The following is a 13977-nucleotide window of genomic DNA, read 5'->3' on the forward strand; positions in this document are numbered from 1 at the left end:
ACCTGATGGTGCGTCGGCCACGCAGACACACCCCGGCCGGCGCCGGCGCCGGCAACCCGTTGGCGCTGGGCCTTCCCTGCCCGTGGTGCGGGGGAGGCCTCCCATGCCCAGGTGAAGGGACACCCCCGTGAACATCACCGACAAGGCCATGCTGCAGGATGCCGCCGCCGGCGTCTTCGGCGACGAGCCGGCGTACGAGGTCATGGACACCACCGACCGGTACTCGTACAAGAAGATCGCCGGGTCCAGCGATGCGGTCCAGACGTACGACACGACAGCTGTGTGACAGCCCACGAGCCCGGCTGCAGCGGCGCCCGCGTTCGCTGCGGCCGGCCCGTGTCCACCCTCACCGGCGCACGAAGGGCTGACCGCTGTGTTCCACCTCCGCATCACGCAAGACGACAATCTCCCCGGCAAGACCTGGTCCTGGCACGGCAACCGCTGGCACTGCGGGGCGTCCTGGATCGAGCCCTACCGGCATCCCCTTACCGAGCAGGTCGCGCTCACCGACGGCACCCGCATCGTGCTGGCGAGCGCCGCCAGGAGGAGCAGCGCCCGCCCCTCGCGGCCCGAGGTGGCCGTGGTCTCGCCGGGCGACTACGACATAGCCCTCGGTGAGGTGCGTGATCTCCACGACGACTGGACCACCCTGGAGTTCCAGCCCGGACAGCGCGTTCGCCTAGCCATCGGGACCGCATGCACCGTCCCGCAATACCTCGCCGTCGAGGACGGCGTCCTGCACGGCTCGTGGGACCTGGCGAACCTGCGCGGCCAGCAGCGCCCGGACAGGCTCGACGCGCTCGCGATCACCCGGCACCTCGCCCTGCGGGCCCGGTACTCGCCGGCCACGTTCTGGCGGGACGTCAAGCTCCTCACTGAACGTGCAACGGCCGACTTCTGCCCGGACGGCTCGCTCACCTTCCAGCTCCCGGAGCCGGCCGAGCACAGCCGGGCACGCGCGCTGCGGACGGGAGCGGACCCGATCCGCCTGTTCACCGACCTTCTGGAGCTGGCCATCCACCGCATCCCCTGGACGGGCTCCAGGACCGCGGTGCAGCTGTCAGGCGGCATGGACTCCACCACTGTCGCCCTGGCCATGCGCACCGCCGCGAACGGGGCCGGCGTGACGGCCGGAACGGTCATCCTCGACGCCGAGCGCGGCGCCCAGCAGACCGAGCGGCGCCGGCTGATCCTGGAGCACATCGCATCCGGCTGGTCCAGCCTGACCGTGCAGGCCTGCGAGCACCTCCCCTACGGGCCGTCGTCAAGGTTCAGCGAGCCGGTATGGGTGTCCCCGACCACCGATATCTACGCCGACGCGCTGAACGCACTCTCCAGCCGGTTCGCCGCAGCGGGCGTCCGGACGGTATTCACCGGCATCGGCGGGGACGAGCTGATGGCCACCACAGCGGCCGAGGACACCGGCGGCTGGGGCGGCTTCGAGCCGGCCGACACGCCGCCGTGGCTCGGCCCCGCTGCCCACGCCCTCCTGCCACACATCGACACGGCGATCACCCCGGCCGCCGTCGTCCCCGAGACCACGCTCATGGCGAAGACCGTGTGCGGCCCGGCGTTCCTCCGCCACGGACTCTGGCCGGTCCACCCGCTCACCGACCCGGCGCTCGTGCGGTTCTGCGAGTGGCTGCCACTGGAATGGCGCCGCGACAAGCAGGTGATGCGGGTGATCCTGGCCCGCACCGGCATGGCGTCGAAGGTCGCCCGGCCGCCCGTCATCGAGAACTTCCAACAGATCATCACCGAGGCGATGCGCCGCCACGGGGTACCCCGGATGCGCCAGATCCTGGCCGACGGCTCCCCGCTGATCGAGGCCCGACTCCTTGACCCTGACGGCCTGGCCCTGGTCGCTGCACGCCTGGAAGGCGGCACCCCGGCCGCCGGCGACCACGAGGCCGTGTTCGCGTTGCTGGCCGACTCCGCGCTCACCTGCCGCTGAGCACGGCCAAGGGCCCGCAGCAGAACGCCTGCCGCGGGCCCTCGCGCATGCTGCTACAGGCCTCGGCCGGCCATCAGGTCAGCCAGCTCCGGCACGGCCTCAGCCGCACGCTGCAGGAAGAAGACCTTCGCGCCGCGGCGGTCCACGACCCGCAGCAGCTCCCAGCCCTGCGCCTCCTGGTAGTAGCGGGCGAGCTGCTCCTGTCCCGTGCCGCGCCGGACCCAGGTGAGGCCCTCTGCCGCAGCCCGGCTCAGTGCCCACCAGGCGATCAGCCGGCCGAGGCGGTGCGGGTTCGGCACAGTGAACGTCGTGGCGAGGAACAGCGTCGGCTCCGCGCGCTCGGCCTCGCTGAACGCGAACTCGGGCAGGGCCTCGTTGCCGAAGGTCGAGGTGCAGCCGACGACACCGTCGCTCTCGTGCTCCAGCACCCACACCGGGAACACGGGGTCCCCGGCCTGCGAGCCGTACACGTCTGCCATGTCCGCGCACTCGCCGAGCCCGCGGGCGGACAGCCACGCGGAGCGGGCCCGCACCATCTCGGCGATCGGCCTCGCGTCAGAGGCGGTCGCCTCACGCATCTGGTACATCAGTTCTCTCCTCCCAGACACACCCGGGGGCAGCGTAGACCGGTCGGGTCCGTCCAGTCGGGGGATTGGGAACGGCTCACCGGCAGGGGCGACCCGGGGAAAAGCCTCCCGAGTCGGACGGAAATCCGGTCGCCCGTCTCATTCAACCTGAACCACCGCAGGTCAGGACCTCGCCGTGGTTCACCTTACTGAGGGTGCGGTATTCGGGGCTGGCCATGGGTCGTCGCCGATGTGGTCGGCGCCGGGGGTGAGGGCTTGCTGCCCGTTCGTCCGCAGGTGCCGGGCCTCCTCCCGCTGTGCGGCCACGTCAGGGATGGCTGCGATGGCTTCGGTGAAGCGGTTCTGGCGGATGAGCAGTTCGGCCAGGTCGGTTGCGGCCCTTGTGCCGGGCAGCAAGCGCAGGAGGGCGATGGACGACCCCGACGATCCGGCGATCGTCACCGAGCGCAAGGCGACCCGCGGCCATCCGCTCACCGCCGCGCAGGAGGGGGCGAACAAGCTGGTCAGCCGCGAGCGAGCGGCCAACGAACACGGTTCCGCCGACCTCAAGAACTGGCGCATCCTCACCAAGGTCCGAATGAACTTCCGACACGCAACCGCACTCCTGCGGGCCCTACCCGTGCTCACGAACACCGAGATCCAGCGCTGACCGACGATCACCTGCTAGCGATCAGGCCCACGACCGGCACGTGTTCCCCAGCCGAGACCCATGCCAGCCCGGCGACCTGCAACTTCAGGCTGGAAAACGCTCCTTGCCGCCTCTCGCCCATGTCAGGTCCGGGGCAGCGGTGGCAGGGGCCGGGTGGCGATAGCCCGTGCTTCGGCGCGCGTCATGCCGAACATGCGCAGCAGGCGGAAGGCCAGTTGGTCGGAAACATGCTCGGCATCGAGGTCTGGGCGGGTCTCCAGCAGGTGGAGCACTCCGAGCAGGGCGCCGCCGACCATGGCTACAGAAGTGCGCGGGTCGTCGATGTCCAGCCGTCCGTCGTCGGCGGCGGCCCGTAGATCCCGCATCGCCCGAGGTGCCAAGCCTCTGTCCGAGGTGAGATAGGGCATGCCTGTGCGGACGAGAATCCTGGCGATCTGCGGGTGGGTGCGCTGCAGCCGACCGGTCAGGCGGATGCTGGCGGCGAAGATCTCCGCGGGGTCCTTGAGGTCTCCCGCCACGGATTCCAGAAGTTCGCCGTGTTGCTCCAGGGTGAGGGCGACGGCGGCGTCGAATAGCTCGTCCTTGCTGGTGAAGTGGTTGTAGAAGGAGCCGAAGCCGACGTCCGCCGCCTCGGTGATCTCTTGGATGCTGACGTCGGCCCTCCCTTGCTCGGCGAGAAACCCCTGCGCTGCGGCGATCAGAGCGGCTCGGGTGAGCGCCTTGCGCCGGTCCAGGCGGTTGGGTGCACGGCTGGGAGTCCGGCCATTGGCCTTGCTCTGTCGGTCGGTACTCATGCCTCCATCTTACCCGCTGAATCAGTCCTGATGTTTTCATCAACACTGATGGCTGTTGACGATGCTGCCATCCGGACTGATGCTTTCATCACTGCTGACTGGAGCTGCTTGAAGGAGTGTCCGGTCGGCGCCCGTCCAGGACTCAGGAGAGCCGATGAGTATCCAGGTCGTCCGCACCACAGACGGCTGGTGGGTGGAGAGCGGCACAGGACGGCTGCACCACGTCGACACCGACGCGGACACCACCGCCGGCCTGCTCGCCGACCGTTCCGCCGTGCAGGAGGCGGCCGCCCGCGCCGCGGCTGCCCCCGGCGCCGGGCCTTCCGCTCGAGAGGCGGAGCTGCTGTCGCCCGTCACCACCCCCTGCCGGGTGGTGGCGCAGATGGTCAACTACCGTTCCCACGCAGTGGATTCCGGGTTCGACCCGGACACCGTCCCGCCCGCGTTCTTCCGCAAGGCCTCCGGGTCCGTCAGCGGCCCCTACCAGCACATCGTCCGGCCGCCGCACGTGCGGTTCCTCGACTACGAGGTGGAGCTCGGGCTGGTGATGGGCGCGAACCTGCCGGTCGGCACCGAGGTCACCGACCCCACCCTGGCGGAGTACGTCGCCGCGCTGGTGGTTGCCGACGACGTCAGCGCGCGTGACCTGCAGCTGCCCAAGACGCAGTTCTACGAGTCCAAGTCGTACCCGACCTTCACTCCGCTCGGGCCCCGCCTGCTCCTGGTCGATGCCGACGATCTGGCCCGCCTGCCGGACCTGCGGCTCACGCTGAAGGTCAACGGGGCCACGAGGCAGGACCGCACCACCACGGACATGATCGTCCGGCCCGCGCGTGCCCTCAGCCTTCTGGCCCGCTTCCAGACCCTCCAGCCCGGTGACGTCCTGCTCACCGGAACCCCCGGCGGCACCGCCCTCAAGTCTCCGGGCAGGCTCCTGACCACGCTTGCCGCCCTGCTGCCCCCGCACAAGCGCTGGCAGAAGTTCTTCGCCCGCCAGGTGGCGAACCCGAACTACCTCAAGGACGGCGACGCCGTCACGGCCCGTATCGCCACCGATGACGGCGCACTCGATCTCGGCGAGCAGCGCACAGTGGTGCGCGCCCGCTGACGACTCCCGGGACCACGCCTGGGGCCGGCCGGCCCGGCATCCCCGTACCGGGCCGGCCACCTGACTCCATCCCTCCCTCACCCTGCAAAGGCGCACCGGTGACACCCACACCCACCGACCTGCTGTGGCCCGCCCCCGAGAGCATCGCGGACCTGTCTGCGATCGAAGCCGTTCCGCTCCATGAGCGCGGCCTGCCCGCCACCACCTACGACACCGTGCTGCGCGCCGCCCGCCTGTGGCCCGACCGCCCGGCCCTGACGGTGCTGCCCGACGCCGCGCGCTTCCTGAGCCCCACCATCGTGACCTTCGCGGAACTGCGCGACCAGGTGCACCGCACCGCCAACCTGCTGCGCGCGCTCGGCGCCACGCGCCGCGCCGCTGTGGGCCTGCTCGCGCCGAACACCGCGGAGCTGCCCGCCGCCCTGCTGGCCGCGCAGGCCGCGGGCATCGCCGCCCCGGTCAACCCGGGCCTGGCGTCCGAACACGTAGAGCAGTTGCTTCGGCGCGCCGGCGCGCGGGTACTCATCGCCGCCGGTCCACAGCTGGATGCACAGGTCTGGGCCACTGCCCGGCAGGTCGCCGCGGCCTTGCGCCTGGACGCACTGCTGGCGGTCGCCCCAACGCTCCCGGAGGTCCCCACCCCCGCTCTGGACCCCATCGAAGGCGTACGCGTCGGCTACCTCACGGAGCTGGCCGCCTCCCATCCCGCAGACCGGCTGGTGGACATCGAGCCCCCGGCCGCCGACGACCTCGCCGCCTACTTCCACACCGGCGGCACCACCGGCACTCCCAAGCTCGCCGCGCACACGCACGCCAACGAGGTCGTCGACGCCTGGATGGTGGCCGCGAGCATCCCCCTCGACGAGGACTCGGCGATGTTTGCCGCGCTGCCGCTGTTCCACGTCAACGCCCTGATCGTCACCCTGCTCGGCCCGCTGCTGCGCGGCCGGGGAGTGGTGTGGGCCGGGCCGCTGGGCTACCGCGATCCCGGGCTGTATCCGGTGTTCTGGAAGCTGGTGGAGCACTACCGCATCGCCGCCATGTCCGGCGTGCCCACTGTGTACTCCGTCCTCGCCCGTGTCCCCGTCGACGCGGACATCTCCAGCATGCGGTTCGCCGCCGTCGGCGCCTCGCCTCTCCCTCCGGCCGTTCGGGACTCCTTCGAGCAGCACACCGGCATCCCGCTGTGCGAGGGCTACGGGCTGACCGAGGCGACCTGCGCCTCAGCCCTCGGCCTGCCCGGTCACACCCGCGCCGGCAGCGTCGGCCGGCGCCTGCCCTACCAGCAGGTCAAGACCGTGCGGATCGACCCGAACACCGGCGAGCGGCACGACCTGCCGCCCGGCTCCACTGGGGTGCTCGCCGTCAGCGGTCCGGTCGTCTTCGCCGGGTACGTTGCCGAGCACACCGCCCAGGGGCCTCGCCTGGAGACCGCGGGGAAGATCCGCGACGGGTGGCTGGACACGGGCGACCTGGCCCGCATCGACGCCGACGGCTTCATCCATCTCGCCGGCCGCGCCAAGGACCTGATCATCCGTGGGGGCCACAACATCGACCCCGCCGCCATCGAGGACACCCTCCTCGCCCACCCCGAGGTCACCGCCGCCGCGGCGGTCGGCCGCCCCGACCCCCACGCGGGCGAAGTCCCCGTCGCCTACGTCACCCTCGCCCCCGGCGCCCAGGCCGACCCCGCCGAACTGCTCACCTGGGCCGCCGAACGAGTCCCCGAACGCGCAGCCGCCCCGCGCGAGGTGCTCGTGATCGACGCCATCCCGCTCACGGCCGTCGGCAAGCCCTACAAGCTCGGCCTGCGCCTGGACGCCACCCGCCGCGCGGTCCACGCCGAACTGGCCGCCCAGGGCGCGGACTGCGACCCGGAGCTCATCCTGTGCCGGCCGCACGACGGCGGTGTCCGTGTCACGCTGCCCGCCCTTGCCGACGAGGCGGTACGACGCAGGGTCACCGCAGCCCTGGACCGGTACGTCCTGCACTGGCAGTACACCCCCGAACAAGCCACCTGAGAGGGATGCCCCCATGAGCACCACCGCCATCGTCCTCGCCGTCCTCCTGGCCGGGATGTTCCTCCTGCTGGGAGCGGCCAAGCTTGCGGCAGTCCCCGCGATGCGCCAGGCCGCGGGCCACGTCGGCATGACCACGACCCACTACCGCCTGCTGGGTGCTCTGGAGGTGGCGGCAGCGGCCGGCCTGCTGCTCGGTCTGCGAATCACCGCGCTCGGCGCCGCCGCATCGGTCGGTCTGATCCTGCTCATGGCCGGAGCCGTCGCCGTCCACCTGCGCAGTGGCGACCCAGCCACCCGCTGCCTGCCGGCCGCCGTCGTGGGTGCCCTGGCCGCAGCCCATCTCGTACTGCTGGCCGGCAGCTAGCCGCCCGCACTCCTCGGTCGCCGGCATGTCGCCCTGACCGTCCATCCGTCGGCCGGGCATCCGAGGAGCATCACGATGAGCCGCATCGACATCCGCCAGCACCCGCCGCCCCGCACTCCACGTGGTGGCCGACACAGCACAGCTTCCACCCTCAGCACCGCCGCAGGCTTCTTTCGCACGGCGCCCACCGCCACTCAACCGCCTCGGCCGGCGAGGCCCTGAGCGGGACACCACCGGTTTCCAGCAGCCTCTCCGTGTTGTCCGGGCTGCCTACGTCCGCCGCTGTGACCGGGCGCCTGTCGGAACCGAGCCGCCTTCGCATCCGTACTCGTCGCCGCCCGCTCGACCCGTGAACGGGACCGACGCCCCTCGATCGATCGACCGGGGAAACGCCCTCGGCGTTGTTCCCCCGCCTCTCTGAGCCGTCCCCACCTCAAGGCCCGAGCCGTGACATCCGTGGAGTACCCATGAACGACATCGACGTCCCCGTTCTCATCGTCGGCGGAGGCGGTGCGGGGCTCACCGCCTCCATGCTGCTCAGCCGCATGGGCATCGAGTCCCTGCTGGTAACCGCCTGGCCCAGCACCTCCGCCCTGCCCAAGGCCCATGTCCTCAACCAGCGGGCCATGGAGGTCATGCGCGACGCCGGCGTGGCCGACACCGTCTACGCCGCCTCCACTCCGGCCGAGCAGATGTCCCACACCGCCTGGTACGTCGGCCTGGCCGGCGGCCACGAGGACCACGGCCGCAGGCTCGCCAGGATGGAGGCTTGGGGAGCGGGCGGGAACTCGCCGGAGTGGCTTGCGGCCAGCCCCGAGCGACAGGCCAACCTGCCCCAGATCCGCCTGGAGCCGGTCCTGCGCACCCGCGCCGGGGAACTCGCGCCAGGTCGTGTCCGCTTCCACCACGAGCTGACCGGACTCGCCCAGGACGACGAGGGCGTCACCGCCACCGTCGCCGACCGCGACACAGGGGAGACCTACCGGGTGCGGGCCCGCTACCTGCTGGGCTGCGACGGCGGCCGTACCGTCGGACCTGCCGTAGGCATCGTCCAGGAGGGCGTTCGCGACCTCGCCCGCGTGGTCTCCTTCCACATCTCCGCCGACCTGTCCCGCTGGGCGCGCGACCCGGAGGTGCTGATCCGATGGCTGTGGCTGCCCCGCCTCGGCATCCCCGGCATTCTGGTGCCCATGGGCCCCACCACTGGGGGCCCGAGTCCGAGGAGTGGGTCTTCCACCTCAACTACGGGTCCGATGACGCCCGCGCGCTGGACGACGAGTCCGTACTCGCCGACCTGCGCACGGGGCTGGGCTTGAGCGGGGAGGACCTGACGGTTCACATGATCTCCCGCTGGACGCTGGAAGGCGTGGTCGCCGACCGCTACCGCGTCGGTCGCGTCCTGATCGCCGGCGACGCCGCCCACCGCCACCCGCCGACCGGCGGCCTCGGTCTGACCTCCGCCATGCACGACGTCCAGAACCTCACCTGGAAGCTCACCGCCGTCCTGAGCGGCCATGCCGGTGACGCCCTGCTCGACACCTACGAGGCCGAACGGCGCCCGGTGGACGCCACCAACGTCCAGCGCTCACTGGAAAACGCCATGAACCACATCACCATCAACGCCCGCTTCGGCGGCGGGCCCGAGGCCGGCGAAGAGGAGAACTGGCGGCAGGCCCGCCGCCTGTGGAGCGCCGACCCCGCCGATGCCGACTTCCGCCGCACCTTCCTCACCGCCGTGGCCGCCCAGTCCATGGAGTTCAACGAACTGGGCGTCGAGTTCGGCTACACGTACGACTCAGCGGCCGTCGTCCCCGACGGCACTCCCGCACCCGAGAACCCCGACCCCGTCCGCATCTACCAGCCCGCCGCCCGCCCAGGACACCCGCTGCCCCACGCCTGGCTGGAGGACGTCGACGGCCGTTGCACGGCCCTGGCCCGCCTGGTGCGCCCCGGCCGCCTGCTGCTGATCGCCGGAGAGGACGGTCAGGCCTGGTGCGAGGCCGCCGAGAAGATCGCCGCCGCAAGCGGGCTGCCGCTGGACGCGATCCGGGTCGGCCATGTCGAGGGCGACTACCGCGACGTGCGCTCCACCTGGACCGCCGCCCGAGGTCACACACCGCAAGGCGCCGTCCTCGTGCGCCCGGACCGCTTCATCGGCTGGCGCGCCCACGGCGCGGGCACTGACCCGGTTGCCGAACTCACCACCGCGCTGGACTCCCTCCTCGCCCGGTAGGAACCGCTCACCGCCCTGCCACCCGGCCCGCCGACCGGCCCCGCAGTCGGCGGGCCGGGCCCGACCCTCACCCACGCCTCGCCCCCGGGCACCCGCACCGCCGCCGCGACAGGTCGTGCGGGCCGCAGGAAGGAAACCCCCGTGAACGACCCGACATCCATCCCTGTCCCCACCGCCGACGCCCATCAGGGTCTGCACAGCGGACAGGGCGCCCTGCGCGGTGAGCACCCCGGCCGTGCGGCCCAGCCCGTCATCAAGGTGGTCGACCTGGCCTGGCTGGAGTTCACCAAGCCCGACCTGGGCCGCGCGGAAGCCTTCGCCCACGACTTCGGGTTCACCACCGCCGCCCGTACCGATGACGTCCTCTATCTGCGCGGCGCCCTGGCCGGCCCCCACTGCCTGGTGATCCGACGCGGCCCCGCCTCCCGGTTCATCGGCCCTGCTTTCCGCGCCGCCGACGCCGCAGACCTCGACCGGCTCGCCCGTGCCACCGGACACAAGGTCCGCACTCTGACCGAGTACGGAGGCGGCCGCGCCGTGGACCTGTTCGACCCCTCCGGCATCCCCGTCCGCGTCGTACACGGCGTCACCGGGCAGCCCGCGCGACCGCTGCAGCAGCCCCTGCTCCTCAACACCGGTACCACCACCGCCGCCGCCCGCATCAACGCCACCCAGCGCCCGCCCCGCAAGCCCTCCCAGGTACAGCGCCTGGGCCACGTGGTGCTCTCCACCCGGGTCTTCCGGCGCGCCCTGGACTGGTACCTGCAGCACCTCGGCCTGATCGTCAGCGACTTCCTCTACCTGGACGGCCAGCGCGACCGCGGCCCCAGCATGGCCTTCATCCGCTGCGACCGCGGCAGCGAACCCGCCGACCACCACACCCTGGCCATGCACCTGGGCCCCGACACGGGCTACGTCCACTCCGCCTACCAGGTCGCCGACCTCGACGCGCTGGCCGCCGGCGGCGCGTACCTGCGCGAGCGCGGCTACCACCACTCCTGGGGCATCGGCCGGCACATCCAGGGCAGCCAGATCTTCGACTACTGGCGCGACCCCGACCGCTTCATGCTCGAGCACTACGTCGACGGCGACGTCTTCGACAACACACTCGAACCCGGCTGGGCCGCGATGTCCGCCTCCGGCCTGGCCCAGTGGGGACCACCTGCCACTCGGGACTTCCTCGGCACCACCCCGTCGCCCGGGGCGCTCCTTCAGGCGATTTCCGTGCTGCGCGAGGACAACGAGATCGACCGCGCCCGTCTGCTGGGCCTGCTGAAAGCCCTGAGCAAGTGACCGCCACCATCCCTGAGCATGTGCCCGTCGTGGTGATCGGCGCCGGACCCACCGGGCTGACCGCCGCCACCCTCCTCGCCCGCCACGGCGTGCCCGCCCTGGTCCTGGAACGCCACCGCGCCCCGTATCCGCTGCCGCGCGCCGTCCACCTGGACGACGAGGTGTACCGCATCCTGCAGGCCCTGGGTATTCATGACGCGTTCGGTGCGATCTCCCGTCCCACCCGCGGCATGCGGCTGCTGGACGGCTCCCACCGGGTGCTGGCCGAGTTCCGCCGCGACAACCCGTGCGGCCGGTACGGCTTTCCCGAAGCCAACATGTTCGACCAGCCCGAACTCGAGCAACTGCTGCGGGACAACCTCCGGCATCACCCGCTGGTCACGCTGCGCGGAGGCATCGAGGTCACCGCCGTGACCCCGCCCCCGTACGGCGGCGCTCCAGTACCGGTGATCTACCAGGACGAGGACACCGGTGTCTCCCACACGGTCCGGGCCGACGCCGTCCTGGGATGCGACGGCGCGGGCAGCCTGGTCCGCGCCTCCATCGGCTCCCGGATGCAGGACCTCGCCAACTCCCAGCAGTGGCTGGTCGTCGACATCCGCTGCCGCCTGCCGCTGCCCGCCTGGGACGGCGTCCACCAGATCTGCGACCCGCGACGGGCGGCCACCTACATGCGTGTCGCCGAGGACCGCTACCGCTGGGAGTTCCGTCTGCGCACGGGCGAGCAGCCGCAGGAGTTCACCGACCGCCGGCGCCTGCTCGCGCTGATCGCTCCCTGGACGCCAGGTATCCCCGAGGAGGAACTGCACGTTCTGCGCACCGCCACCTACACCTTCCGAGCCCAGGTCGCCGACGGCTGGCGCCAGAGCCGCATCTTCCTGCTCGGGGACGCCGCCCACCTCACCCCGCCCTTCATCGGACAGGGAATGGGCGCGGGGATGCGGGACGCCCACAACCTCGCCTGGAAACTCGCCCGAGTCCTCACCGGTCGCGCCAGCGAGGCCCTGCTCGACACCTACCAGGCCGAACGCCGGCGCCACGCACAGCAGTTGATACGCACCGCCGTGGCCGTCGGCGCGGTCATGACCGGCGGCGGAACGGGCACCGCACTGGCCCGCAAAGCCGTGCTGCCGGTCCTATCCCGCCTGCCAGGTGCCTCCGGTCTCGTCCTGTCCGCCGTCAGCCCACCGCTGAGACCGGGGCCCCTGGCCGGCTCTCGCGGTCAGGGCCACCCGCGCCCCGGGACACTGTGCCCCCAGCCACTGCTCCCTGACGCCGACGGCACCCCGCGCCTGCTGGACGACCTGCTCGGCGAGGGCTTCGCCCTCCTGGCCACCATGCCGCTCAGCCCGGCCCTGCAGGCGCTGGCGCGGACGCTGGACGCCCGCGTCATCCACCTGCACGACCCCCGGCGACGGGAGCCCGGCACGCGCCGCGTCGAAGCCGATCCCGGCACACGGGCCCTGGTCCGCTGGATGGGCACCGCGGGTGCCGTCCTGCTCCGCCCCGACCGCGTCGTCCTCGCCACCGCGGCCCGACCCCGCCGCCCCGACACCAGGTGCGGAGACGACCTCGCGGCCACCTCCGCCGCCTGGGCGTCCCTGTGCAGCAGCGGCCGGGCAGCCGAGGGCCCTCCAACCGTGGTCGCGGAACCACGGTGACGACGGCCGACTCCGCAACACGGATGCTTTCCGCCCGGGAAGCACCCGAAGAGAGTGCGTCGTACGACACCGGCGGCCTGCGCGAGCTCCTCCATCCTGGCGTTCGGGTCCGGCCGAGCTCATGGCGGAACGCCGCCTCGACCAGCTCTGCCACGCGTACGGCTGTCCGGTCCGCGTGACCCGGGGAGTGATCTTGCGGGGCGGGGCACCACTGGAGCACCGATGTGAAGGGGCACCGGTTTCCGCCGCTGCCGGCCGGCTGCGGGGGCGGCTCGTGGTCGCTGAAGACCGAGGCGCACCCGGACGCCTGACCCGTGCGGTGCGTCCTGTGCCTGTCTCTCGGGCGGCAGCCGCCGCGGTCCGTGGGTGAGCGGCTCGGCCGGGCCGTGGGGGCAGCAGGCGTTCAGGGCAGGCGGAGGGCCCGGCCGGTGAGGATGAGGTCGGGGTCGTCGCCGATGGTGTCCTGGTTGGCGGCGTAGCGGGCGGGCCAGCCGCGGGGCAGCTGTAGGGCCGGTGGTGGGGGCCGGCGCGTCCGGCGCGTGGGCCGCAGACAGGCCACGGGGCCAGGCCTCGGCGTGCGGCGAGGTGGTCGGCGACGGCAATCTGCTGCTCGCGGGTGGCGAGGTCGGGGCGGGCCGCGTAGGCGGTGCCGCCGTTGGCGCGCCAGGTGGCCTGATCGAACTGGAGGCCGCCGTAGTAGCCGTTGCCGGCGTTGGCATGCCAGCGGCCGCCGCTCTCGCACGACGCGACCTTGTCCCAGTCGACGCCCTGCTCGTCGGCCGGTGCGGCTTCGGGCGCCGTGTTCGCCGCGGCGAGGACGGAAGCGGTGTGTGCGGGGGCTGCCTGTGCGGGCACGGCGAAGGCCGTCCACAGGCCGGTGGCGCAGGCGAGGGTGAGGAGTAACTGCAGGATCCGGTGGGCGGCGGAGGCGATGGGCACGGCGGAACACTCCCCGAGATGTCGGCGATCGGGCGGCCGGCGCCCCGGGGGCACCGCCCTTGCACCGTTGGCACACCCTGCTGCCCGCACCCGGCCGACATTCCCGGGAAGTCACCCGCCAGGCCGCGCCCGGCCACCCGCCCGCGCCACCCCCGTCGTCCCGAGGCGGTCGCCGTCGTCCCGCTCCGTGCGGAGCGAGCCCGACGTGCCGGATCCTCACCGCGGCCGGGCACGTCCGAGCGGGGTGGGCAGGGCCGGCGGCGGCCACCGGTTGCTGCCCAACGAGCGGTCCCCCCGTTCCTGGAACTGCAGACCAAGGACACGCCGCCGCGGTAACCGGCGCCCGGCGTGGGGGCGGGGGTGGGCGCCGATGC

13 protein-coding genes and 2 pseudogenes are annotated in these 13977 nt (G+C 72.3%); 10 read left to right on the forward strand and 5 right to left on the reverse strand.

Annotated elements, in window-relative coordinates:
• Positions 1–127 precede the first annotated feature (127 nt).
• Together ACFV0G_RS07790 and ACFV0G_RS07795 are read left to right on the forward strand one after the other, a co-directional pair.
• A complete protein-coding gene (locus tag ACFV0G_RS07790) occupies positions 128–286 on the forward strand; it encodes a hypothetical protein (protein WP_380543294.1) in 159 nt (52 codons plus the stop codon).
• 87 nt (positions 287–373) lie between these two features.
• The gene (locus ACFV0G_RS07795) at positions 374–1954 is read left to right on the forward strand and encodes an asparagine synthase-related protein (RefSeq protein ID WP_380543297.1); all 1581 of its coding nucleotides are present in this window, start codon (positions 374–376) and stop codon (positions 1952–1954) included.
• A gap of 53 nt (positions 1955–2007) precedes the next feature.
• On the opposite strand, the gene ACFV0G_RS07800 is transcribed toward ACFV0G_RS07795, so the two are convergent.
• The gene (locus ACFV0G_RS07800; RefSeq protein ID WP_380543300.1) at positions 2008–2541 is read right to left on the reverse strand and encodes a GNAT family N-acetyltransferase; all 534 of its coding nucleotides are present in this window, start codon (positions 2539–2541) and stop codon (positions 2008–2010) included.
• Positions 2542–2863: 322 nt separating this feature from the next.
• Between ACFV0G_RS07800 and ACFV0G_RS07805 the strand changes: the two genes are divergently transcribed.
• Entirely contained in the window at positions 2864–3190 is a 327-nt protein-coding gene (locus tag ACFV0G_RS07805; RefSeq protein WP_380543303.1) for a hypothetical protein, read from the forward strand.
• A gap of 122 nt (positions 3191–3312) precedes the next feature.
• Here the strand turns inward: ACFV0G_RS07805 and ACFV0G_RS07810 are convergent, their stop codons facing one another.
• Positions 3313–3984 carry a TetR/AcrR family transcriptional regulator gene (locus ACFV0G_RS07810; protein WP_380543306.1) on the reverse strand — a complete coding sequence of 224 codons (672 nt, stop codon included), beginning with the start codon at positions 3982–3984 and terminating at the stop codon, positions 3313–3315.
• A gap of 154 nt (positions 3985–4138) precedes the next feature.
• On the opposite strand from ACFV0G_RS07810, the gene ACFV0G_RS07815 reads away from it, so the two are divergent.
• The 7 genes from ACFV0G_RS07815 to ACFV0G_RS07845 all read left to right on the forward strand — a co-directional run bounded on the left by ACFV0G_RS07815 (position 4139) and on the right by ACFV0G_RS07845 (position 12664).
• Positions 4139–5092 (forward strand): fumarylacetoacetate hydrolase family protein, encoded by a 954-nt coding sequence (locus tag ACFV0G_RS07815; RefSeq protein WP_380543309.1) that lies wholly within the window; start codon positions 4139–4141, stop codon positions 5090–5092.
• A 98-nt stretch (positions 5093–5190) separates the two neighbouring features.
• On the forward strand, positions 5191–7113 hold the full coding sequence (locus ACFV0G_RS07820) for an acyl-CoA synthetase (RefSeq protein WP_380543311.1): 1923 nt from the start codon (positions 5191–5193) through the stop codon (positions 7111–7113).
• A gap of 13 nt (positions 7114–7126) precedes the next feature.
• A complete protein-coding gene (locus tag ACFV0G_RS07825) occupies positions 7127–7477 on the forward strand; it encodes a DoxX family protein (protein ID WP_380543314.1) in 351 nt (116 codons plus the stop codon).
• Positions 7478–7944: 467 nt separating this feature from the next.
• Positions 7945–8793, forward strand: coding sequence for an FAD-dependent monooxygenase (locus ACFV0G_RS07830; protein ID WP_380543317.1), 849 nt, complete (start codon positions 7945–7947; stop codon positions 8791–8793).
• A complete protein-coding gene (locus ACFV0G_RS07835; protein WP_380543340.1) occupies positions 8745–9710 on the forward strand; it encodes an FAD-dependent monooxygenase in 966 nt (321 codons plus the stop codon). The genes ACFV0G_RS07830 and ACFV0G_RS07835 overlap by 49 nt, the downstream gene beginning before the upstream one ends.
• 141 nt (positions 9711–9851) lie before the next feature.
• Positions 9852–11003 carry a VOC family protein gene (locus tag ACFV0G_RS07840; protein WP_380543320.1) on the forward strand — a complete coding sequence of 384 codons (1152 nt, stop codon included), beginning with the start codon at positions 9852–9854 and terminating at the stop codon, positions 11001–11003.
• Complete coding sequence (locus tag ACFV0G_RS07845) at positions 11000–12664, forward strand: bifunctional 3-(3-hydroxy-phenyl)propionate/3-hydroxycinnamic acid hydroxylase (RefSeq protein WP_380543323.1); 1665 nt, start codon at positions 11000–11002, stop codon at positions 12662–12664. The genes ACFV0G_RS07840 and ACFV0G_RS07845 overlap by 4 nt, the downstream gene beginning before the upstream one ends.
• A 32-nt stretch (positions 12665–12696) precedes the next feature.
• Here ACFV0G_RS07845 and ACFV0G_RS07850 read toward each other — a convergent pair.
• From ACFV0G_RS07850 to ACFV0G_RS07860, 3 genes and pseudogenes are all read right to left on the reverse strand, one after another.
• Positions 12697–12800: pseudogene (locus ACFV0G_RS07850) on the reverse strand (TetR/AcrR family transcriptional regulator); the annotation flags it as partial.
• Positions 12801–13067: 267 nt separating this feature from the next.
• A complete protein-coding gene (locus ACFV0G_RS07855) occupies positions 13068–13223 on the reverse strand; it encodes a hypothetical protein (RefSeq protein WP_380543327.1) in 156 nt (51 codons plus the stop codon).
• Positions 13224–13270: 47 nt separating this feature from the next.
• Positions 13271–13693 (reverse strand): annotated as a pseudogene (locus ACFV0G_RS07860) (transglycosylase family protein); the annotation flags it as partial.
• Between the last annotated feature and the right edge of the window lie 284 nt (positions 13694–13977).

Source organism: Kitasatospora sp. NPDC059571, from assembly GCF_042735675.1.
GTDB lineage: Bacteria > Actinomycetota > Actinomycetes > Streptomycetales > Streptomycetaceae > Kitasatospora.

Coding starts and splice junctions, on each gene's coding strand:
- ACFV0G_RS07800 (WP_380543300.1), bottom strand. CDS start 2,541: ATGTACCAGATGCGTGAGGCGACCGCCTCTGACGCGAGGCCGATCGCC.
- ACFV0G_RS07805 (WP_380543303.1), top strand. CDS start 2,864: ATGGCTTCGGTGAAGCGGTTCTGGCGGATGAGCAGTTCGGCCAGGTCG.
- ACFV0G_RS07810 (WP_380543306.1), bottom strand. CDS start 3,984: ATGAGTACCGACCGACAGAGCAAGGCCAATGGCCGGACTCCCAGCCGT.
- ACFV0G_RS07815 (WP_380543309.1), top strand. CDS start 4,139: ATGAGTATCCAGGTCGTCCGCACCACAGACGGCTGGTGGGTGGAGAGC.
- ACFV0G_RS07825 (WP_380543314.1), top strand. CDS start 7,127: ATGAGCACCACCGCCATCGTCCTCGCCGTCCTCCTGGCCGGGATGTTC.
- ACFV0G_RS07830 (WP_380543317.1), top strand. CDS start 7,945: ATGAACGACATCGACGTCCCCGTTCTCATCGTCGGCGGAGGCGGTGCG.